General features: G+C 45.0%; 13 protein-coding genes. 3 read left to right on the plus strand and 10 right to left on the minus strand.

All coding sequences use genetic code 11. The features are described from left to right. Positions 1-6: 6 nt before the first annotated feature. The 5 genes from ACHUFW_RS05250 to ACHUFW_RS05270 form a co-directional block, all read right to left on the minus strand. Complete coding sequence (locus ACHUFW_RS05250; protein WP_394201206.1) at positions 7-1266, minus strand: dicarboxylate/amino acid:cation symporter; 1260 nt, start codon at positions 1264-1266, stop codon at positions 7-9. A gap of 482 nt (positions 1267-1748) precedes the next feature. Continuing rightward, complete coding sequence (locus ACHUFW_RS05255; RefSeq protein ID WP_394201208.1) at positions 1749-2969, minus strand: phosphoenolpyruvate carboxylase; 1221 nt, start codon at positions 2967-2969, stop codon at positions 1749-1751. Between the two features lies 1 nt (position 2970). Beyond that, positions 2971-3615: a condensin complex protein MksE gene (locus ACHUFW_RS05260; protein WP_394201210.1), complete on the minus strand. Its 645-nt coding sequence runs from the start codon at positions 3613-3615 to the stop codon at positions 2971-2973. Beyond that, the gene (locus ACHUFW_RS05265; protein WP_394201211.1) at positions 3615-7289 is read right to left on the minus strand and encodes an ATP-binding protein; all 3675 of its coding nucleotides are present in this window, start codon (positions 7287-7289) and stop codon (positions 3615-3617) included. The genes ACHUFW_RS05260 and ACHUFW_RS05265 overlap by 1 nt, the downstream gene beginning before the upstream one ends. A gap of 321 nt (positions 7290-7610) precedes the next feature. After that, a complete protein-coding gene (locus ACHUFW_RS05270; RefSeq protein WP_394201213.1) occupies positions 7611-8321 on the minus strand; it encodes a DUF3581 domain-containing protein in 711 nt (236 codons plus the stop codon). Between the two features lie 298 nt (positions 8322-8619). On the opposite strand from ACHUFW_RS05270, the gene ACHUFW_RS05275 reads away from it, so the two are divergent. Continuing rightward, positions 8620-10809, plus strand: coding sequence for a TonB-dependent receptor family protein (locus tag ACHUFW_RS05275; protein ID WP_394201215.1), 2190 nt, complete (start codon positions 8620-8622; stop codon positions 10807-10809). Between the two features lie 313 nt (positions 10810-11122). Beyond that, positions 11123-11761 carry a CatB-related O-acetyltransferase gene (locus tag ACHUFW_RS05280; RefSeq protein WP_394201702.1) on the plus strand — a complete coding sequence of 213 codons (639 nt, stop codon included), beginning with the start codon at positions 11123-11125 and terminating at the stop codon, positions 11759-11761. Between the two features lie 52 nt (positions 11762-11813). Here the strand turns inward: ACHUFW_RS05280 and mrcB are convergent, their stop codons facing one another. The 3 genes from mrcB to ACHUFW_RS05295 form a co-directional block, all read right to left on the minus strand. Continuing rightward, positions 11814-14147 carry a penicillin-binding protein 1B gene (gene mrcB, locus ACHUFW_RS05285; RefSeq protein WP_394201217.1) on the minus strand — a complete coding sequence of 778 codons (2334 nt, stop codon included), beginning with the start codon at positions 14145-14147 and terminating at the stop codon, positions 11814-11816. A 40-nt stretch (positions 14148-14187) separates the two neighbouring features. Then, the gene (gene hrpB, locus ACHUFW_RS05290; RefSeq protein ID WP_394201218.1) at positions 14188-16671 is read right to left on the minus strand and encodes an ATP-dependent helicase HrpB; all 2484 of its coding nucleotides are present in this window, start codon (positions 16669-16671) and stop codon (positions 14188-14190) included. Between the two features lie 162 nt (positions 16672-16833). Beyond that, entirely contained in the window at positions 16834-19008 is a 2175-nt protein-coding gene (locus ACHUFW_RS05295; RefSeq protein ID WP_394201220.1) for a putative bifunctional diguanylate cyclase/phosphodiesterase, read from the minus strand. A 138-nt stretch (positions 19009-19146) separates the two neighbouring features. On the opposite strand from ACHUFW_RS05295, the gene thpR reads away from it, so the two are divergent. Then, positions 19147-19671 carry an RNA 2',3'-cyclic phosphodiesterase gene (gene thpR, locus ACHUFW_RS05300; RefSeq protein WP_394201221.1) on the plus strand — a complete coding sequence of 175 codons (525 nt, stop codon included), beginning with the start codon at positions 19147-19149 and terminating at the stop codon, positions 19669-19671. 89 nt (positions 19672-19760) lie between these two features. On the opposite strand, the gene ACHUFW_RS05305 is transcribed toward thpR, so the two are convergent. Further along, positions 19761-20792, minus strand: a complete 1032-nt coding sequence (locus ACHUFW_RS05305) for an HlyD family secretion protein (protein WP_394201223.1) — start codon at positions 20790-20792, stop codon at positions 19761-19763. Further along, on the minus strand, positions 20792-21100 hold the full coding sequence (locus ACHUFW_RS05310; RefSeq protein ID WP_394201225.1) for an Mg2+ and Co2+ transporter: 309 nt from the start codon (positions 21098-21100) through the stop codon (positions 20792-20794). Before ACHUFW_RS05310 ends, ACHUFW_RS05305 begins: the two co-directional genes overlap by 1 nt. Between the last annotated feature and the right edge of the window lie 339 nt (positions 21101-21439).

Here is a 21439-nt window from a genome sequence, read left to right on the forward strand (position 1 = left end):
GTCGAACTAAGCTTTGCTTTGCAGCCCCTGGGTTTCTTCAGCTAAATGCTCGTTTTCGGTGGCATCAACAATAGTTAACACAGCGGTATCACCAACAACGTTACACGATGTCAGCACCATATCAATAAGTCTATCTAGCGCAGCAACGATAACAAACGCTTCAACAGGCAAACCCATCTGGTGAATCAGCACGCCTATCATCACCATACCACCACCAGGCACCCCACCGGCGCCCACTGACAACAAGAAGATACTAAATAGCAGCGCGGGGAGTTGATCCATGGCAATCGGCGCACCGAAAGAGTTAGCCACAAAGAAAATTGCAATGGTGATGTATATCGAAACACCGCCCATGTTCATGGTTGCCCCGAGAGGAACACCAAAACCGGCCACCGCGCGCTTCACGCCAAGCTTCTCGGTTAACGTACGCATTGTCACCGGAATGGTGGCATTTGAGCTCGCTGTGGAAAGAGAGAATAAAATTTGCTCACGGGTTTTTGCACGAAATGCTTTAGCCGATACCGGGGTAAACAAGCTCACTGCAAATGGATAAACTACAAAAATCCACAACAGCAATAACCCTAATATTAAACCTAGATATTCCAAAACACTGAAAAATAGTGCCGCTTCAAGTGTCGCTCCAAGCTTCAGCATCAATGCAAATACACCATAAGGAGCCAATTGCATTACCACACTGATCAACTTCATCATCAGCTTATTGCCTTCCTGGAACCCTTGCACAAGCAAAGGAACAGATTGGCTCATGGATTTAATCACTCCGCCCACAAGCAATGCCATAAAGATCACCTGCAGCATATTCCCTGAGCTAAATGCGGCGATAGGGTTACTTGGCACGATACCGACGATTAGCTGCATTAGATTCGGTAGCTCTGTCGCAGTGATTTCAACACCGCTGCCACCAGACATATCCACCCCTCGGCCGGGTGATAGAAGCAGTGCCACACACAATGCCGCAAATATGGCAATCAAGGTGTTGATAATGTAAAAGCCAAAGGTTTTACCGCCAAGACGGCCAAAACTTCTTAAATCTTGCAGTTCCAACACACCACATACGATACTGACGAACACCAGTGGCACAACCAACATCATGATCATGTTGACGAACATGCTGCCAACACCACTGGCGATATCGACTAAGGTGTCAGACAATAGTCCCACTTGGGGTAAGAAATACTGAATGATACTGCCGATGAGAAGTCCGGAAAATAGACCAATAAAAATCCGGGTCGAAAGAGATTTAGTCATTTGCTTGCCTTTTTTTTGCACACTACTAACTTGTGCATTCATCAATTTATCGACGCTTAAGGATTTGTATATTTTTATTTTTAGATCAGCAGGTTAAAAACTGCTAACTGCCTTTTACTAAACAAGTAAAAGCCTTAAAACGCGCTACTCAGCAACGATAGTGAATCATGCTGGCAGTAATTTCAAATCCAATTAGGCAAATGTTAAGCACAACAAGTTAGGAACATTGTCAAAAACAACAACTAAGACCTCAAAATAACGACTAATTATTATTTCCCCGCGGCATTTAAAACGCTCCAACTTTTACAAACTTAAATCAATGTTAACATCAAGGGATGGTTCTTATTCACCAACAAAGGTTAAAAACCCCTAAAATAAACACAAAGTCAGACAAAAACACCTAACAACAAAGGGCAAAAAGAGGAATAGGCTACCCACCTTAAAAATAAAGGTGGATAGTCAGGAAGGTAAAGTCAGAAAAGTTAGGCCAACCAAAGTTCGACATCTTTAATGATAAAGTTGCCATTAAAATAAGGATGAAGTTCACCTATGGGCTCCAGTTCAAAGAACTGTCTATGCTCCTCAGGCAACCCTTCAAAACCACAAATTACTTGGTAAAGCCAGCTCTCTGCATCCCATTGCAACTGTTGCTGCTGATGGTACTGTAACGCCGACTGCCTTATACCACTGTCAATGACCGCACAAAAATACTCATCCACATCCAATTTAAGTGGGTTGTCTGGAATATCAAAATCTTCTGTTTGTGCAAGCGATAGCGCTACATCATGTTCTCGAACTGGTGCAATAAGCTGCTGACGCGAGATTGACTTAATTTGCGTTACTAGCTGCAACAAATCATGCTCGTGACCAGGATTAAACACATCTGCATGAGCTGGGCTTAATAACCTATCCGCTTGATTAAACAAGATAGGCACCTGCTTATGAGCCACATGATTGTCTGGGGTGTAATCTGGATGTTGGTCGGTGTATAACAACCAACCTTTTAATAGTCGAGTTCGCCCTTGGATCTGTCTAAAGCGGCCCAACAGCTCAAGTAATCGCCCCTGAACCACGCTGAGCTCTTGGGTACAATCACTCAATGTCTCTTGTAGTCGAGTGACGAGCAATTTACGTAACTCTCGAATATCCCCAGCAATATTTGCCAGTTCGTCAAACTGCACCATCTCCAGCCCGTTAAGCAACTCTGTCACTTGACTCTGGGCAAGCTCATTCTCACGAATTTTAGCGCTAATCGTCCCTACATAACCAAACTCGTTATTGATACGGCTCCATAACACCCGAATCGAATAGCGTAGCCCTTCTGCAAAACTGTAAACATGCTCGCTTAAATCTGCCAAATAAGCTTCAGACGCCGCGTAATCAACCGCATGACGCGCTTCTTTATAATGGGAGGCAAGGGTCTTAATGGTTGCAATAGAGGAGCCAACGTTGGCATCAATCTGCCGATTACGCTCATCCTTAAGCGCTTCTTCTAGCAGCGCCCTTACTGAGCGTTTTAGCCTAAGCTCTTGCTCAGCTTCTGGGCGATATAATATATCGGCTTTACGCAGCTTATCGACAATGGCGGCATTATCATTGTTTTCAGCAATCGAGCCGGCCAAATATACATCCATCACCACTTCAGCATGGCGACCGAGCTGTTTGAGTAATTTAACCCCAGCCTGATGTAAATTATTCCCCATACTACATCAGCTCCCTTTGGGTTGCGGTTTCAGCCTGCAACTCCAAACTCAACCCTTCTGTCTCGTCAATAAATCGGATCACTTCATACAAATAATCCAGCTTACCTGTAGCTATATATATCTGTTTCTCTAGATTAGGGCGCAATAAATATCCAAGTTCAACCAATCGTTTGAACACCAATTTAATCTGCGCATCTACTTGGCTACTCGTCGAGCCAAACAAGCGATAATGACTAATTTTAGCTAATGCTTCTTTAAAGGCTGGTGTATCTTCAATACGGCTTTGCAACTCAGTTAATCGGATTGCAGCCCCCTCACTTAGTGGCGCATCTTGGCCATTCGCTTCTTGAACCAATACCAACCATTCCACTAGGGGAGTTAAGGCATTGCAGATATCTCTAAACTGTTGAGAAATCACTTTGCGTTCACGCTCGCCTAACTGCAAATACCCACAGAAAAACACCTCACCCTCACCCGCTTGGGCGAGGGTGCGATTTATTTGGTTAAGATAACTTTCAATTTGCTCTCTGGTATTGGCACTTTTCAGCGCTCGCCACCCGTCTTCATTGGTGGTCTTACAAATAAACTCACCACGTAACAAGGATTCAATCAGTGCACCTTGACCCACTAATACAGACTCAGTCATTACACTGCCTCCTTGGCCATACGCTGGTTAAGCTTGTCAGCAATGGCATTAATTTGTGGCTTCACCACTTGTAGCTTCTTGGTCTGCTTATTAATGATATAGCGGTTAGCAAACAAATTAAGTACCTCAGACTCTGGATTAGGGAACGCACCGAGCACGCTGATGTTGTTGTTTTCACAAGCATCAAATATCTTTTTGACGTTACCATGGTGCAATGTGCCAAGCTCATCAATCGGCCAATGAATCGTGACTGCTGCAGGCCCTCTGAGTAACCGTGTGAACGCTAGCAGGAATTTACACAGAATTAAGTACGCCATACCATGACTTGATGACTCATTTAGCTGGCGATCGGTACGGATCACTAAGTCACTGTTGCCCTCTTTGAGACGCAGTTCAATTTCCAATAACTTAGCAATACCGCCAGTTAATGCCGCTTTGCCGATAATATCGAGTGCACGACGCATACTGCTGGTGTAATGCTCGTTAGGCAGTTCGCTAAAGCCGTCAGCTTTCCATTGCTTAAAGGCTTTAACAAACTCTTCAAGCTCAGGCCAAAACTCTAACTCACTAATTCGCGAGCGAATTTTAACAGCTGATTCAGACACACCATCTAAAAATAGCTCTTCACCCACCTCGCGGGTAATGCGCGCACTTTGCGACGCAATACGGCGATCGATATCCGCTAAAACGTCATAGAAAGCCGTGAGATCGACCCCAAAAATTCGGCCTTGTTCACGCAATGCCATCATAGATTGCGGCACCATGACATTCAGTAATTGCTCGAGTTGCGGTACTAACTTGCGATAATCAAGCAAGCGTATGCCTTTATCATTTATGGTGCTGGACTCTTCACGAGCACGCTCCCAAGTTTCCGATAAGCTTGAACCGGATTTGCTGGCAATCACTGAATCAAAATGTTCAACATATTGCTTCACCGCACTGAGTAACTGGTCACGGCTCAGCAGCAACTCTTCACCTTGTCTTAGACGCTCCGTGAGTCCGCCCTGAGGTTGATCATTATTGGCAGGCAACTTAAGCTCGGCAAGCTTACGCATCACACTACGCAGCTTGGTAAGATTTTCTGATGCTTCAACTTGAACAGCATCAGAGGCTTTACGTTGGCTATCGAGTTCAGTGCGGCGCTGTTTAATTTCACTGGCTTGTTTGGCCAGCTGTTGCTCGAGCTCTGAAGTGGCGATTTTTACACTTGAAAGTTCAGTTTGCAGCTTGGGTTTACGCACCAACCAAGTGTGCTGATACCAGTCATCATAGCGAAGCACTTCACTGCGACGTTGTTCTGCCTTAGCTATGTTTTGCTCCAAGGCATTGATCTCTTGCTTGAGTTTGACAATCTTTTGCTCATCAACCCCGCGAGATTTAAGCTCACTTTTGTACCATTGTTCACAGGCTTTCTGTTCCGCTTTAGCATCGGCTCGACGTTGAACAATATTGTGTTTAACTTGATTCAATTGTGCTTCTAATGCGCCAATAACCTCTTGCCAATAAGCTTTCTTTTCCATGCGCGCTTCAAGCGCTTGCTCTTCTTGAGTCTCAAGCCAGGTTTGATGCTGATGCTTAAGCTGTTTGATTTCACTTTCTAGGCGAATCAATCCTTGTTTGGCTGCAGCTTTACGAGCACTTAACGCATCATTAATGCGTTGCTGTTCTACTCGCTTTTCATCAAATAAACGACGCAAATCGTCACGGCTATTTTTATGGGCGGTGCGCGCTACCGTCAAATTACGATTCACGTTATCCAGTTCACTGTTAATACTAACCAGATTATCTTCGGCCTCAGCTTTTAACTCCTTGGCACTAGAAAGCGCTTCTTCGGCTTGCGTCAGTCGTTGACGCAACGCTTGTTCTGATTGTGCATATTCAGGGATATCAAGCGATTTTAGGTCAATATTAAGACCAAAAAGTTGCTCACGATTTTCAATGTTAAAGCTAGGGTGAAGATCGCTTCGGTGAAGTAACTCTGCATTAATCACTTTACCAATTGAGTTTTCCCATTCGGGCACCTCTTTGCGGAGATACTCAAGCAGCGTGTGAGATTGAGGAAACAGGATATGCTTTACTTCATCAAGGGTTGATTGACGCTCTATCACGCGCACGCCTGCCAATCGTAACGCTTCATTGGCTTGGTCGCGCTTAGCTTTTAACTTACGTTCATCGCTGCTAATCCGATCCACATCGTGGCTACAAGCTTCTTGCTGTTCGTCAGCAAGATTAATACGCTCATCAAACACCGCAAGATTGAGCTTTTCCTCTTCGGTGTAAGTCACATTGGCCACTTGCATATTAAGCTCGGCGACTTTCAACTTTAAGCCATACTCTTGTTCGCTATATTGCTTTTCACCGCTTTGACGTTTTTCGCGCCATTGCGTTTCTAATTCATCAAGTTCAAGTCGCGCAACTTCGCGCTGTTTATCGCGAGCTTCACGGTGCTTATCTTGTTCTTTATCGAGCTGTTCTAACTCCCGATTTAAACGTTCACCAATTTTGCTACGTCTTGCATTGTAAGCTGCTTCAATATCTTGATGCTTTTCAGTTTGCAGCTTGTGGCGCTCACTGAGGTTCTCCAAGCTGCCTCGCCAATTGGGTAATTGGTCGATATCAAGCTTTGCTTGTTCAATATCGGCATCAAGAAATGCACCGTGCTGATCTTCAATGGCGTCCAGTTCAAATTCTATTTTCGCCACGTCACCTTTAGCCGCAGACAGATCAAGGTTCAGCTCATCGCGCTGCTCTTTCCACTCGTCGTCAAGCTGACGTAATTGTTGTCCCAATGACTTCGACTTTTGCTGATGTGCTTCCTGACGTTCTACTTCTACATTTTCATCACGAACATAGCCTCGCTTCAGGCCACCTAAACGCTGCTCAACACTCAGTAACTGATTAAACTCTTGCTCTAATTTTTCAAATTCTGGACGAATTTGTTCAAAACCTTGAATCAACTGGCTTTCACGGATCCAACTTTCAACTCGCTGTGGATTTAATCGCGAAGCAGGCGGATTAACACCATCTTCCTCTAAGATTGCCGCAATCATAGACTTAATGGTTTCCATCTTGCCTTCTTTTGAATGCACCGCCTTAGCTAGCTTTTCAATATGTCGCAATGAGTGCTGACTTTCACACAGGCTAAATTGACGGGCATAATTGCGTAGCTCGGTTCGATTACCGCCAGTGCTAAGTAACGTGCGATCATTTTGAATAATGGCGCGAAACTCTCGGGTATTGAGTAGATTGGTCACACTAACACCGGCGCTTTTCATCTTACGACCTAGCTCGGCCATGGTATGACAGATAATTGTTTCATCGGTTTGGCTTTTAATATAATCATCTAGCTCAAACGCTTTGGCAATAAAGCGGTAATTCACCCCTTTACCATCACCCGCCGACGCCAATACCGCCTGATTAAGCTGGCCATCATCACGTTTGTACTCATATATGATAAAACTTGAATCATGGGGTAAATACCAACGTTCGAAGCTGTCGCGAGTCGACGGCACAACACGGCTTGGATATTCGCCATAAAAAACAGGCACCAGTCGTTGCAACGTGGTTTTACCCGACGCATTGGTTCCACAAATATTCGTATGACCATCGAGTAGTAACTCAACAACGCCAGGAAGATGGGTGTTAATCAACACAATTCGATTCAAGCTTGGCATTTTAATCCTTATCCAAACAACGCCGTACCATTACGGCCAAGACCAGCTGCAGTAAGCTAATGCTTAACTAAACAAAGCGACTAACAGGGCAAAACTATCCTTAAAATAAAACAAATGTGGCGCCGTTGGCAATGCCACCTAGCATCAGGTTTTATCTCAAGATTTATGACTTGCCATCATACGCTAATATGAAGAAATTGAGTGTTCAAGGAAGGAGCAAATGAAACTAGATTGATTAAAGTGTTGGGAAATGAACTGACTCGTATGCTTTACTCACTAAGAGCGCAATAAATGCGCCCTTAGATCACTGCATAGATTGTATTAGGCAACCTCAAACTGGTGCCGGTAGCTTTCATAATCAGCGACCATAGCAGCAGCTTTTTCTGCTTCAAATGGACGCAAACCGCTCATTACCAATGTCTTTACACCGGTACCGACTACCTTGCCATCGGCAATCAACTCAAAACTCAATGTCACATCGCCACGTTTACCATCAACTACCAATTGCTGGTCCACCAAGTTTAACGATACTTGATCAAAATCTAAGGTATGCAGATCAAAAGACATACTCTCATAGATCACCAAAGGTCTTGCAGGGTTTATCATCACCTGGTGCTGTTGCATCATCGGCACTAATACATGGGTAAAGTTCAGCCCTGAAAAAGCCACATAGCTACGTACAAATGATTCAATTTGAGTAGCACAATTAACTTTATCCCCCTGGGTTTGCACCTGCAGGTAGTTTTTGTCACGCGCATCACTAATAGTAAATTGATCCGCTACCGTATCGGCAAACTGTAATTCAACTCCGTCTCCCACCATGCCTTCAAAAGTGAAGTGCATGTTTTTATGTAGCCCATACTGATTTAATACTAGTGCAAATAGCAGATCTCCCGGCACACAAAAGCGCTTAGCGCCAACATTGTGAATAGGGTTAAAGTCGCCAGCAATGGCTTTGGCAAAGTCACTCGCTTGCTGGGCAGTAACACGAACGGTTTGGTCTTGCTTAGAAAAGTACGGCGATAAAAACATGGGGGTCCATCGGTTAGTTGTCATTTTAGCGGCATATTCTATAGCAGAAAGCTAAAACAACTCACCCGATGACTTAAGCGGCCTCAGCTTGCCACTATAGAATCAACTATAAGCTGACAAAAAAGCAGTTTCCCCTGCGACATAGATCACATCTAACAAACAAACCAGCCACTTTTGTAAAGAAAATGAGCGATTAAGTTAAATTTAATTTACCTTCTTTACAATTAAGACTTATAATGCGAATCAATCTCATTAGTGACAACATTAACCTTTATATTGGCTAACATTCGGAGAAACCATGTCTAAGCCTAAAGCATTGCCTCTTAGCGTACTTTCAGTCGCTCTATTAACCGCTATGTCTCAAACAGCCCTTGCAGATGAATCTGCAGATACTTCAACCATGGAGCAGATAACTATCTTTGGTAAAAAGAACCCACTTAATACCGTGCCTGGTAGTGGTCACCAAATTACTGAAGCTGAGTTAGAACAGTTTAAATATACTGACATCATGCGCACTCTGGCTTCTGTTCCTGGCGTATATATTCAAGAAGAAGATGGTTATGGCTTGCGTCCAAATTTAGGTATGCGTGGTACAGGACAAAACCGCTCTGAAAAAATTACCGTAATGGAAGATGGTGTACTCGCTGCACCTGCACCTTACGCCTCGCCTGCTGCTTATTACTTCCCAACATCTGGTCGTATGCAGTCAGTTGAAGTATTAAAAGGTAGTTCAACCGTCAAATATGGCCCTCGTACAACAGGCGGTGTGATCAACATGTTGTCACGCCAAATTCCAGAGGAAGATCTTGCCGGTAAAATTGATGTTGCAGCAGGGCAAGACGGTTTTGCAAAGGTCCATGGCTGGGCCGGTGGTCAAGGTGAACGAATCGGTGGCGTTGTTGACTTATATCGCTATCAAGCTGATGGATTCCGCGATATTAACGGCGTTGGCGGAAACACCGGATTCCAGAAAAATGATGCGCTTGCCAAGTTTAGTATCCGCTCGGCAAAAGATGCCAAGTTTGACCAAGTTCTTGAATTCAAACTTAAGTACTCAGATGAAACTTCAAACGAGACCTACATGGGTCTAACTGATGAAGATTACGCAACCAATCCATATAGTCGCTACAGTGCATCACAAAAAGATGTGATGAACACTGAGCACAAACAGCTGCAAGTTAACCACATCATTGACTTCAGTGACAGCGTCACTTTAGGCACAACCGCCTATTACAATGACTTTAAGCGTAACTGGTATAAAACCAGTAAAGTGGGTGGCGAGAGCATCAGTGGCGACGGCACTCAAATTGCTGCGGACTTTGATAAAGATCCAAGCAGTGGTGACTTAGAAGTACAAGTTAAAGCGAATAACCGTGCTTACTTATCTCAAGGTATTCAAACTGAGCTTAATTGGTATTTGGATAGCCATGAGCTCGCCTTTGGTGCACGTTACCATGAAGATGAAATGGATCGTTTCCAGTGGGTTGATAAGTACAATTTAGGCGCTAATCAAGTCATGACTTTGACTGAAGCAGGTATCCCAGGTACCGACTCTAATCGTATCGACAGTGCTAAAGCACTCGCTCTATATGTACAAGACAAAATCACTTTTGGTGACTTTAACATTACAGCTGGCCTACGCTACGAAGATGTTGAAACCAACCGTCTAGATTGGGGTAAAACCAACCCTGGCCGTGATGGTGATCCAAGCAAAGATATAAGCAATAGCTTCTCTGCAGTATTACCTTCACTGTCAGCAACTTACCAAATCAACGACGCATTACTCGTGCTTGCTGGCGCGCAAAAAGGTTTCTCACCTGCAGCACCGGGTAACGCTGATCGTCAAGAGGAAGAAAGCTGGAACTATGAAGCTGGAGCGCGCTTCAATAGCGGTGACTTCACATCAGAAGCGATTTTCTTCTACAGCGACTACAGCAATATGCATGGTAACTGTACAGCTGCACAAGGGTGTGACGACGACAATATTGGCAACCAATACAATGGTGGTGAAGTCGATGTCACAGGTCTAGAGCTCAGCTTAGGTTACAGCTTTAACACTGCTGGCGACATTAGCTTCCCTGTGAAGTTGGCTTACACTTATACCAACGCAGAGTTTGGCAATAGCTTTGAGTCTGATTTCGACGCTTGGGGAGATGTAGAAAAAGGAGATAAACTACCTTATCTACCGGAAAACATGCTATTTGCATCAGCAGGTATCAAAGCTGGCAGCTGGGAGCTAACTCTAGCTGGACGTTATACCGACGATATCCGTACTCAAGCGGGTCAAGGAAGTATTCCTAGCGAGCAACTTATCGAAGCTAAAACAATCTTCGACCTATCTGGCCGCTACTATATCTCTGAGCAGCAAGAAATATACTTAACAGCAGAAAACCTATTTGACGAAAAGTATGTGACCACTAAGATCCATGGTTCAAACTTTGCTGGTAAGCCGATGAGCGTAACTGTTGGTTATAGCTACCAATTTTAATTGATTCATCGTTTATATAAAACGCCGCTAACCTGTTAAGGTTAGCGGCGTTTTTCTTGGCAGAAACACCTCAAGCTAATATTTGATGCTGAACACGTACAAATTATACAACTATCGCTATAATCGCCGCAGAAAGATCACCGACCATTAGCTGTTGGCTGACATCATCAAATAGACCATAGACTGAATACTCCATGTTTAAAATTAAGTACTTATTGCAACCTGAAATTGATTGACGTCTTTAACCGAGTTCAACCAAAGCGTCTCATTCAACCACTTATGCCGTGCATTCGGCGTAATGCAATAAAGGTACATTATGCAAAAACATTGGACACGCACTGAAAAACTCCACTTAACGGTTAGCAACCCCAATATCCACATTCAAGGAACCCATAGCTATTACAGTGACTATTGGGACCAAGGCTTCGAAACATCAGTAGTCCGTTACCTCCATGGCGATGAGCAAACACGCCATACGCCGCCACCATGGCCTGTCGATCAACTCTATATCGGTAATTACGTTTGTATTGGTGCTGAAGCGGTAATTTTAATGGGAGCAAACCATACCCATCGCACGGACTGGTTATGCCTGTATCCTTTTATGGAAACCATTGGCAATGCCTATCAGAGCAAAGGGGATACCTACCTTAACGATAACTGCTGGATTGGCATGCGGGCGATGATCATGCCAGGTATCTCTGTTGGCGAAGGTGCGGTCGTTGCCGCCAATGCGGTAGTGACTAAGGACGTGCCAGCCTACAGTATTGTTGCTGGCAACCCTGCCAAAATCATCAAATACCGCTTTGAAATCAGCGTCATTAATCGACTGCTTTCACTACAGATATATCGGCTTCCCGAGGAACAAGTCAGCCGACTTGTTCCCTACCTCAGCAGTGATAACATCGACGGTTTGATTGAAGCTATGAACCAATTAGTCAACACTAGGGATTAACTGACTAGCACTAACCCCGTGTAAGTGGCTTCATATCGCCACTTACGCTGGGTTAACCTCCGGTAAGCTTTTGCCACCAAGACAATGGCTCACCGCAGTTCTTAGCGGGTCGATAGCTGGATGTCAGCGCAGGTAGCCGCATCACATTACCACAATCTTGCTGCATTGCTTTTCCGCTAGTTTTATCAAAATAGCCATTAACAATGCCATCTACCGGTGTACGCCTTAAACTGATCGGCGCACGATTTTTCAAAAATGCTTGATAAACCGCCATAGCACCACTACTGCCATATAAACCCGTTTTACCATTATCATCTAACCCAACCCAAACAGCGGCCACATTTCGCTCGTCAAAACCGGCAAACCAGGAGTCGCGAGAATCATTACTGGTCCCGGTTTTACCCGCTAATGTCGTATGGGGGAAAGCTTGACCTAATCGCCTAGCCGTCCCTTGGGCAACCACTTGAGTCATTGCATGTTGCACTAAGAAATTAGGCGCTGGCTCTATTGCTTGGCTTTGTGGGAGACGTTGCACCGCTAAGGGGTTGTCATGGCTATCTAATACCGCTGTTACCGAAGATAACTGTCGATAGCGACCATTATCGGCCACAGTTTGATAAGCCTGTGCCACCATTAAAGGCGAACCATTAACTGCACCAAGCAACATAGAAGGATATTGCGGAATCGTCTCTCGCCAACCGGCTTTATCCAATATACTGGCAACACTTCCGGTACCAACCTGCATACCTAGATTCACTGTCGGCACATTCATCGATTTTACAAACGCTGTCATCAAAGGTACTTCACCGCGGAACTGACGATCCACATTTTGCGGCGACCAAGTTTTCCCTTGACCATTTTGTAAGGTAATTGGTTTATCTGCCAATGGCGTCGCCAAGGTGTATTTATCACCTTGAGACAGTGCCGCTGCGTAAACAAATGGCTTCATCAAAGATCCGATTGGGCGACGAATTTCCACCGCCCGATTAAAGCCTTGAAAGCTTGGTACTTTATCGCCAACCATTGCCGCAATGCCGGCGTTGTACTTGTCTGTCACAACCATGCCCACTTGTAATGCCTTATCACGTTCAGCGAGTTGCTTCATGGTGGATACCACTGCCTTTTCAGCAGCTTCTTGGGCTAATGGATCTAGTGTTGTATATACCTTGATACCTGACTGCTGAAGTAACTGATCCCCAAAGCGACGATTCAACTCATTTTTTACCACAGCAAAAAATGCGGGCAACTTTTGGTGCACCGGTTTATCGGCTTTACGTAAGCCTAATGGGGACTCAACCGCCGCTTGATACTCAGCGACACTCAGCTTGTTGTCCTCTAACAGTAGACGCAGTACCAAATCACGCCGCGTTTGAGCACGTTCAGGTGAGCGCCATGGATTGTAATAGGATGGCCCTTTAATTACCGCAATCAGAAAAGCTTGTTGGGGTATGGTCAATTCTGCAATGGGCCGCCCAAAATAAAATTGCGACGCAAGACCCATACCGTGCACACCCCTAGCGCGATCTTGCCCCATATACACTTCGTTTAAATAGGCTTCAAGGATCTCATCTTTTTCATAACGAAAATCGATAATTATCGCCATCAATGCTTCGCGGACTTTACGTACGATTGAGCGCTCGCTGGACAAGAAAAAGTTCTTAGCCAATTGCTGAGTTAAGGTTGAGCCACCTTGCACAGTGCGCCCTGCACTGATGTTGACCATTAGCGCACGTAAAATAGCAAAGGGGTTGACCCCATGATGTTGATAGAAGCTCCGATCTTCAACCAATATCAATGCATCAACAATGGCTTGGGGCATTTTATCCGTCGGCACAAAAAGCCTATCTTCGTCATTACCCGTGACAATACGATCGAGTAACACAGGTTCAAGATGAAACACGGCTAATTGACGCTGATCGCTATGGCGGCTGACCTTGCTAACGCCTTGGGAATCAAAGCTTATCATCACCCGTTGAGTTGCTTGCTCACCTTGAGGATGTAAAAACGGTCGTCGCCACAAATCTACTTTAGTTTTTGATGCTGAAAACTCTCCGACCTGGCGCGGATTAGCAACTTTACGATACCCCAGCAGCTTTAGCTCAGCAATCAACTGTTGATGGCTCACTGCCGCACCAGGATAAAGTGCCATTGAACGACTAAATACCTGTGCCGGTAAATGCCACTTTTGTCCCTCAAATTTGCGTGCAATGATTTGATCTAAATAAATACAGTAAAACACCAATGCGGCGAGTCCAACTAGCGACAGCTTCCAAGTCAAAGACCAAATCTTTGCCAGTAAACTGGATGACTTGCCTTTAGTATTCGACTTTTTAGCTTTCGCCTTAGATTTAGGGGCGCGTTTTTTGGCTGTTTGTTTCGTTGTCATTCTGGTTCCGTTACTACAATAAAATCATCACAACAGCCGATTACTGTGCACGATTAAGCGTTTTCTTTTTAGTAAATTTAGTCGGTAGCGTATTGGCAGGATCATCTGGCCATAAATGTTTAGGATAACGTCCTTTCATCTCTTTTTTGACCTCTGTGTATGCTCCTTGCCAAAACGCAGATAAGTCAGCAGTTAACGCGATAGGTCGCTGAGCTGGTGACAATAACTCCATGGTGGCAACCAAGTTACCTTTAGCTAATTGCGGGCTTTGCTCCATACCCAGAGCCTCTTGTAGCCGCACACTGATTAACGCGCGGCCAGACTCATCATAACGTATAGGCGAGCGCGTGTCGGTGGCCATCACCCAATGGCTAGGTAACCAGTTATTGAGCAATTGCTGTTGCTCCCATGTCAATCGATTCAATAGCAAGGTAAAGAAATCCATTTTCAACAACTGAGGCAGCCCCTTTACACCATCAAGATATGGCTGTAACCAATCCGATACCTGCGCCAATAGCGTTGCCTCACCATAGTCAGGCCAATCATCATGCCAAGATTGCATTAATTTGCCCCTAATCAGCAATTGCTTTGTTTTATCATTCAATTGCAGCCAGGCTAAACCACGTTGCTGTATCTGCTGGCACAATGCTGGAGCAATCATGTCGACATCGACTTTAATAGGGCGCAAGCTTAAGTCAATTTCACCCACGCCAAGTCGCTCATGAGCATAAAATACCTGCTTAGTGTCATCCCAACCACAAAGGCGCTCATGGGTCACTAAGCCGCTAAGTTCACTATCAAATAACTGATTATCAAGTCGTGCGGCCAGATACACTTTACCACTTGCTTGCCCTTGAGTTTCTTGCAGGTCAGCAACAACCAGCCAAGCACTATGGGCCAGTGAATCATGCTCAGCAAGATTCACCCCGGACCCACCTGAGAGCTGGAAACCTTGACCCCGTCGCTTAGCGATACGATCCGGATACGCAAACGCCAATAGCATAGCAACATCGCTCTCATTGGCCGCTGCCAGCAACTCACTGTGACTAGCTCGTACGTTAAAATGATGAAGCCATTGCTTCACCCTCTTTCCGGTCTCGCCCTGTAAGCTCTCCGCTAAGTAGTTAACAATATCAGCGCCTTTTGAACTGCGACTTCGCGATTCAATGGTACCAACTAGCATTGCTGCAAGCCCGACTAATAGCGGCCTACTCTGTTGCTCTGACAACATCTGCGCTTTAAGCAACATATGGGCTAAGCGAGGCTCACACCCTAACTGATAAGCCTGTTGACCATGCGCGGTGATTTTATTTTTGGCATCAGTTAGTTCAAGCAGGTGTAAAAGTTGCCAAGCCACCTGCTCATTTGCCGAGGTTGGCGTTGAAATTAATGGCAGCGCTGAAAGTTCAGCAACTCCCCAAAGCGCGGCGTCTAAACACATCGCAGTGAGATCGCTATGACTTATTTCCGGCTCTTGTGCTGTAAGCAAACGATCATGCTGCTCTTTGCTCCACAAACGTATACATGTTCCGGCAGCTATTCGGCCTGCACGGCCGCTCCGCTGAGCCGCTGAAGACTGACTAATACGTTTAAGCGATAGGCGAGTAACACCAGTTTTAGGATTAAAACTGGCGTGACGCATGTAGCCGCTGTCCACCACATAAGTAATATCTGCGATGGTTAAACTCGACTCTGCGACATTGGTTGCAAGCACCACTTTATGCCGACCATCTTGACTAGGTGCGATCGCTATATCTTGTTGCTTTGCAGGTAAGGCGCCATATAGCGGCGCAATGACAAACTGCGCATCATCGATTCGACCCGTTAAATATCGCTGTAAGGCCAAAATTTCTCTTTGACCAGGCAAAAAGGCCAATAACGATCCTTCTAGCCCTGATTGGCATAACCCGCAAATCACCGCCCCCATATGTTGTATCCAATCACTATTGGGTTTTGGCGGCTGATAACTTATTTCAACCGGGAAGCTGCGCCCCTCACTGACTAGATAGCTCGCTTGCGGCATCAGCGCTGTTAATGGTAATCCAGCCATGGTTGCTGACATCGCGATAATGGTTAAATCTTCGCGAAGGGAAGCTTGCACTTCTAACGCCAGTGCTAAGCCTAAATCCGTCGGTAAATGACGCTCATGGATCTCGTCAAAAATAATCACATCAATACCGATTAATTCCGGATCTTGCTGGATCATGCGGGTCAACACCCCCTCAGTGACCACTTCCAATTTGGTTTCGTGGCTAACTTTCGTTTCTCCACGGACGCGATAACCCACTTCGCTGCCCAGCCGACTTCCCCGCTGGCTGGCAATATATTGCGCCACGCTGCGAGCAGCCACTCGACGTGGTTCTAGCATCAATACCTTTCCAGAAATCTCTGACCAGTCGAGCATTTCTGACGGCAGGGCTGTTGACTTGCCCGCCCCCGTTGGTGCTTCAATGATCAACTGTTGATGCTGTTGCATCGCCTGGCGAATGGGCTCAAAAAGGTTATATATTGGAATGTGTTTCAAAACAGAGGTGTCAGCAAAAAAATCTAATCAGCAGTGTACTAGGAAACCTGTCAAAGCGAAACGTTAGCCAGCGTATATCGAGGTCGATGCAGGTTAAACAATGTTCATCAATGACAAAAGTTAATCAGGATAGTCATCATAATCTAACGCATTTATACATGCTTATAATGACGCGGCCCACTGTAAATTATCTGCACTAGTGAGCTTTGCCATAGGTTGCGGCTTAGCGATACCATAGCCTTGCGCAAAATCAACACCATATGACAATAGCAGCCGACCAACCTCCTTGGACTCTACAAACTCAGCGACGGTTTTAAAATGCATATCTTTTGCCAGCTCACAAATTGCTTTTACAATCGCTTGGTCAGCTGGTGTATTACAGATCTGACTAATAAATTGACCGTCAATTTTCACATAATCAATATGTAAAAACTTCAAATAGGCAAAACTGGAAAACCCGGAACCAAAATCATCAAGTGCAAGCTGACAGCCCATCGAATGGATGATTTCAATCAACCGCGTCGCATTATCTAACTGGCTCACTGCAGCGGTTTCAGTGATTTCAAAACATAGCTTATCTACTAACTCAGGTTCTGAGAGTAAGCGCATCTCTAGCCATTCCATAAACTCTTCATCACCCAAGGACAGGGCAGATAAATTAATTGCTATCATGGACATCTGCAGCCATAAGTCCAAATGTGCACTGCCCCAGCGCAAGACATTCTCCACCACCCAACGATCCAATTTTGCGGCTAAATTAAACCTTTCTGCTGCGGGTAAAAATACCCCAGGAGGCACCAGCTCGCCCGCTTCGTTGACCATACGCAGCAAAATTTCAATATGTAACCCACAATCAGAAGCCTTAAAAGACTCTATTGGTTGGTAATACAACACGAAACGATCTAGCGCTAATGCACCAACAATATCCACTGAAGCGTTCATGTCCGTATGCATGCGATCCATCAATGGATCGCTTACGCTATAAAGGTGCCAACCGTTTCTGCCACGCTCTTTCACCACACGACACGCTGCATCCGCTCGTCCCAGCGCTTGAGTAATATCATCTTCAGCTTCAATGGCTGCTAAGCCCATACTGACGGTCACAGCATGGGTTCTCCCTTGCCAGATAAATTCATGATCGGCTAATGCTTGGCAAATACGCGCAGCAACTTGTTTAGCGGTCATTAAATTAATGTCATGCATCAAAATGCCATACTCATCACTGCCGAGTCGCGCCACCATATCGCCCTTTCTGATCAATTTTTTTAGCCGTTGGGCAACTTCAATCAACAATTGATCCCCTGCCTTATGGCCACTGATATTGTTGACGATTTGAAACTGGTCAAGATTGATAAAGCCAACAAACTTTAATAGCTTGTCGCCAGAGTGCTGACCCGTGGTGAAGATAGATTCGAAATAGGTCCGATTCGGTAACCCTGTTAGTGCATCAAAATTAGCTTGTAAGCGCTCACCATAACCATCTATTTCATTGTTGTTACAACTCTCAGCAATCATCAATAACATTTCATTAGCGCGAGACATGCGGCTGAAATTGAGTTTGAACCAGTTGTACTTATCGGTGCCTGCAATAGTCGGTAATTCGCACCAAGCTTGGCCTAAAACACGGTCACGCACCAATTGAATGGTATCTAACAAAATGCCACGCTCAGCCGCACGCACTAATTCCTCAATAGCGAGGTTTTCACCGATTAAAAAGCTATGCTGGGCAGCGTGATTAAATACCCTGACACGATTATTTTTATCAATCAATACCGCGGCCATAGGAAGTCGATATAACAGCTCAGTACTTGAGTGGCAATTGCCTTGATGGGTATCTAACCAATATTGATTTTCAAAAATGAGCCCTAAATGCAATAAAGCTTGCTGAAGCCATTGTGTAAAAGATGGCAAATACTGCCATGATGCACTCTGGCTAGCTAATCCTAAGACATAATCATGCATGGCTAAACGCTGACGAGACAACAAACTAAGCTGCACAACGCCACTATGACTCAGTAGCCTCGCTTCTTGGGACTCAAAAGGCGGCCACTCTTTATTAATGTGGAAGTGCTGCAGGCTATCTTGCAAGATTTTTTCACTGAAATATCGGCTCGATGCTGCCATTCGCGCGATTTCATTTACTGAGGGAAGTGTTAATTGATGTTGGCTATGATGCAAGGTCACATGACCATCAGGCTTTACCTGCAACAAAAACAGCCCATCGCAATCAAGTAACTCCCTAAGTTGTTGCAATATCACACCGCCATCGACTTGTTGCATTAACTCAATAAAAGCTTGCCGCCAAGCGTCAGAGGTTTGCGAGCTGTTATTGGGCATGGTGAATCTAATCCTTTAGAGGTAACAATGGCGTATATCTAAGTATAGAAGCGCTCAGCAAAACTGCCTGACTAAATCCCATAAAACCAATATCATGGTTGCCACGCCACACCAAAATTTCGCTGAGGCATCGCATTTATGGATAAGAGAATATTTTTAGGTTTTGCCTTAAACCAGCAACAACAGCAAGATTGCCTCAAGATACAACAAGCTATTTGGGCCAGCAATAAGCCCGTTAAAGCACAAAATTTACATCTGACGGTGCTGTTTATTGGCCAGCTTAATGCCTTGCAATTAAACAAGTTATCCCAGTACCTCGATGAACAAACAAGCCAGCAACAGTTTGCACGCTTTGATATTGAATTTGATCGTTTGATCCATTGGCAAAAACCACAAATTATCGCCTTGGGGGCAAGGCTGTGCCCACCGGCATTACTGCACATTCATCAAAGTTTGGGCCAGTTTGCCACATCCATTGCATCACCTGTGGCCAACCAGCGATATCTGCCCCACATTACCTTGTTTCGTAAAGCAAAGCAGCATGTGGCATATGCTGTTAACCCTGTAGTGTTGCAACCTGCTTGTCTGCATTTATTTGAATCGAAATCAACCCCAAATGGTGTTGAGTACATTAGCCTGGCTAATTGGGATTTAACGCCTTAAGGCGTCAATTTATGGTTTTTTACGACGGGATTGAGTATCACGCTCAGACGAGTCCCCATCTGAGCGTGAGCAGATTATGCTAGATACCATTATAGTGGATTTAAGTAAGACTTCACTGCTTGCAATCTCACTGTGGCCGCACCAATAATGTCGATAAATCCTAGTATGTTATGGGGTTTCTCGGCACTGACCCAGGCAGAGCCTGTCGCACCAATCGGTAACATCGCCATCGTCGCATCATCGACTTCCAAAACCACCGTTCTACCAACAGGCATGGCGCCTAGGTTAATATGCCGAGATACCATTTGCTCTCTAGGGAAAAGATCCCCTTGTGCTTCCCCCGTGGCCTCCACTTTACTGTGAACTCGGGCTCTAAAGATTTGCCCTGGATAAGCATCTAGGTAAAATTCCGCAAATTGTCCGGTATGGATCCTCGCGAAGGATTGGTCAGGGATGCGCATTTCAACAAACTTTCGACCCGTATCCCATAGATGCATCGCACCAATACGCGATCCACCAGCAATGTATACGTGAGTCACCATACCATCAAAAGGTGCACGTACTTGCAGTCTATCTAACTCAAACTGCTGTTTACGCATTTGTGCATACTGCACCTCCAACTGCGCACGTTGTACCGCTAGTTCAGCGATACCGATTTCAACTTCATCTTCAGCGTTTTCTAAGTCACGTTCACTGACATGCTCGCCTAAATCCTGTTTACGAACCAAGTTGCGTTTAGCCTGCGCAAGACGAACTTCAGCAGCTTCAATGTTACGCTGTACCTCTTGAATTTTTGCGCTGATTTCGTCGATGGCGCTAGTTACCTTGTCATCAACTAAGGTGTAGAGTAACTCGCCCTTTTTAACATGCTGATTGTGATCAACATAAATATCACCAATCTGCTGCCCCAGAGTGGCTGAAAGCACGGCATGTGGGGCCCTTACTGTCGTTGATTTAGTTAAATCCGCAGGCGAATAAAATCGATGCGCTAGAAATAACGAGGCGGCAATAAGCACGCCGATTAACACGCTAATAAAATAGTTACGTGGTCGGGATTTAACAACTTTGAATTTGAATAAAAGCCATACTATTAAGATGTAGGGCAACATGATCTCTTTCATTAACGTGTCCCCCTAATCCATTCTTGAACGCGATCCCAATCCGTGACAATGGCTATCACCGCCAATACCCACAATGGTTTCCAAGCTAGCCCCAACATACATAGCCAGAACACCAGCTTCGCCTGACGCATGCCTTTCTCTTTAGCCAAATATTTTGGTAACGAATGTAAGTGCCATAACTTCAACAACACCCATGAGAAAATGGCAATGGTGACTATAGTGATAAACCACATAAAGCCGACAGATTCTAAAAGCCTCATAACACTGGGCGTCTGCTCATATAATAATTCGGTTGGATGGATCTTCATCGCGCTCTCTATTCAACTATATTAAAGGGTGGTTACCAAAGGTGAATCGGTCACCGAGTAACCCAATAGCTGCACTATACGTGGCGAATGCTGAACCCAAGTTGAACTGAAGAAGTTGCTATGTTTGGCGTGGCAAGACTGTGACTAAGATAACATAAAAAAAATGCCACCCTTTGTTAGGGCAGCAATTGAAGAATACAAATGTTCTGGTCCATACCTGATGTATTAACCCCATAGGTAACACAATGAATATAAGGCGTCACGACCTACGACTTGAAAGATCTTGAAAAACTGGGAAAAACCTTGAAATCAACTTATATTGAACTCACAAATAAAAAC

It is taken from the genome of Shewanella waksmanii (assembly GCF_043643685.1).
GTDB lineage: Bacteria > Pseudomonadota > Gammaproteobacteria > Enterobacterales > Shewanellaceae > Shewanella > Shewanella waksmanii_A.

Coding starts and splice junctions, on each gene's coding strand:
- ACHUFW_RS05255 (WP_394201208.1), bottom strand. CDS start 2,969: ATGGGGAATAATTTACATCAGGCTGGGGTTAAATTACTCAAACAGCTC.
- ACHUFW_RS05270 (WP_394201213.1), bottom strand. CDS start 8,321: ATGTTTTTATCGCCGTACTTTTCTAAGCAAGACCAAACCGTTCGTGTT.
- ACHUFW_RS05265 (WP_394201211.1), bottom strand. CDS start 7,289: ATGCCAAGCTTGAATCGAATTGTGTTGATTAACACCCATCTTCCTGGC.
- mrcB (WP_394201217.1), bottom strand. CDS start 14,147: ATGACAACGAAACAAACAGCCAAAAAACGCGCCCCTAAATCTAAGGCG.
- ACHUFW_RS05305 (WP_394201223.1), bottom strand. CDS start 20,792: ATGAAAGAGATCATGTTGCCCTACATCTTAATAGTATGGCTTTTATTC.
- ACHUFW_RS05260 (WP_394201210.1), bottom strand. CDS start 3,615: ATGACTGAGTCTGTATTAGTGGGTCAAGGTGCACTGATTGAATCCTTG.
- ACHUFW_RS05310 (WP_394201225.1), bottom strand. CDS start 21,100: ATGAAGATCCATCCAACCGAATTATTATATGAGCAGACGCCCAGTGTT.
- ACHUFW_RS05275 (WP_394201215.1), top strand. CDS start 8,620: ATGTCTAAGCCTAAAGCATTGCCTCTTAGCGTACTTTCAGTCGCTCTA.
- ACHUFW_RS05295 (WP_394201220.1), bottom strand. CDS start 19,008: ATGCCCAATAACAGCTCGCAAACCTCTGACGCTTGGCGGCAAGCTTTT.
- thpR (WP_394201221.1), top strand. CDS start 19,147: ATGGATAAGAGAATATTTTTAGGTTTTGCCTTAAACCAGCAACAACAG.
- ACHUFW_RS05250 (WP_394201206.1), bottom strand. CDS start 1,266: ATGACTAAATCTCTTTCGACCCGGATTTTTATTGGTCTATTTTCCGGA.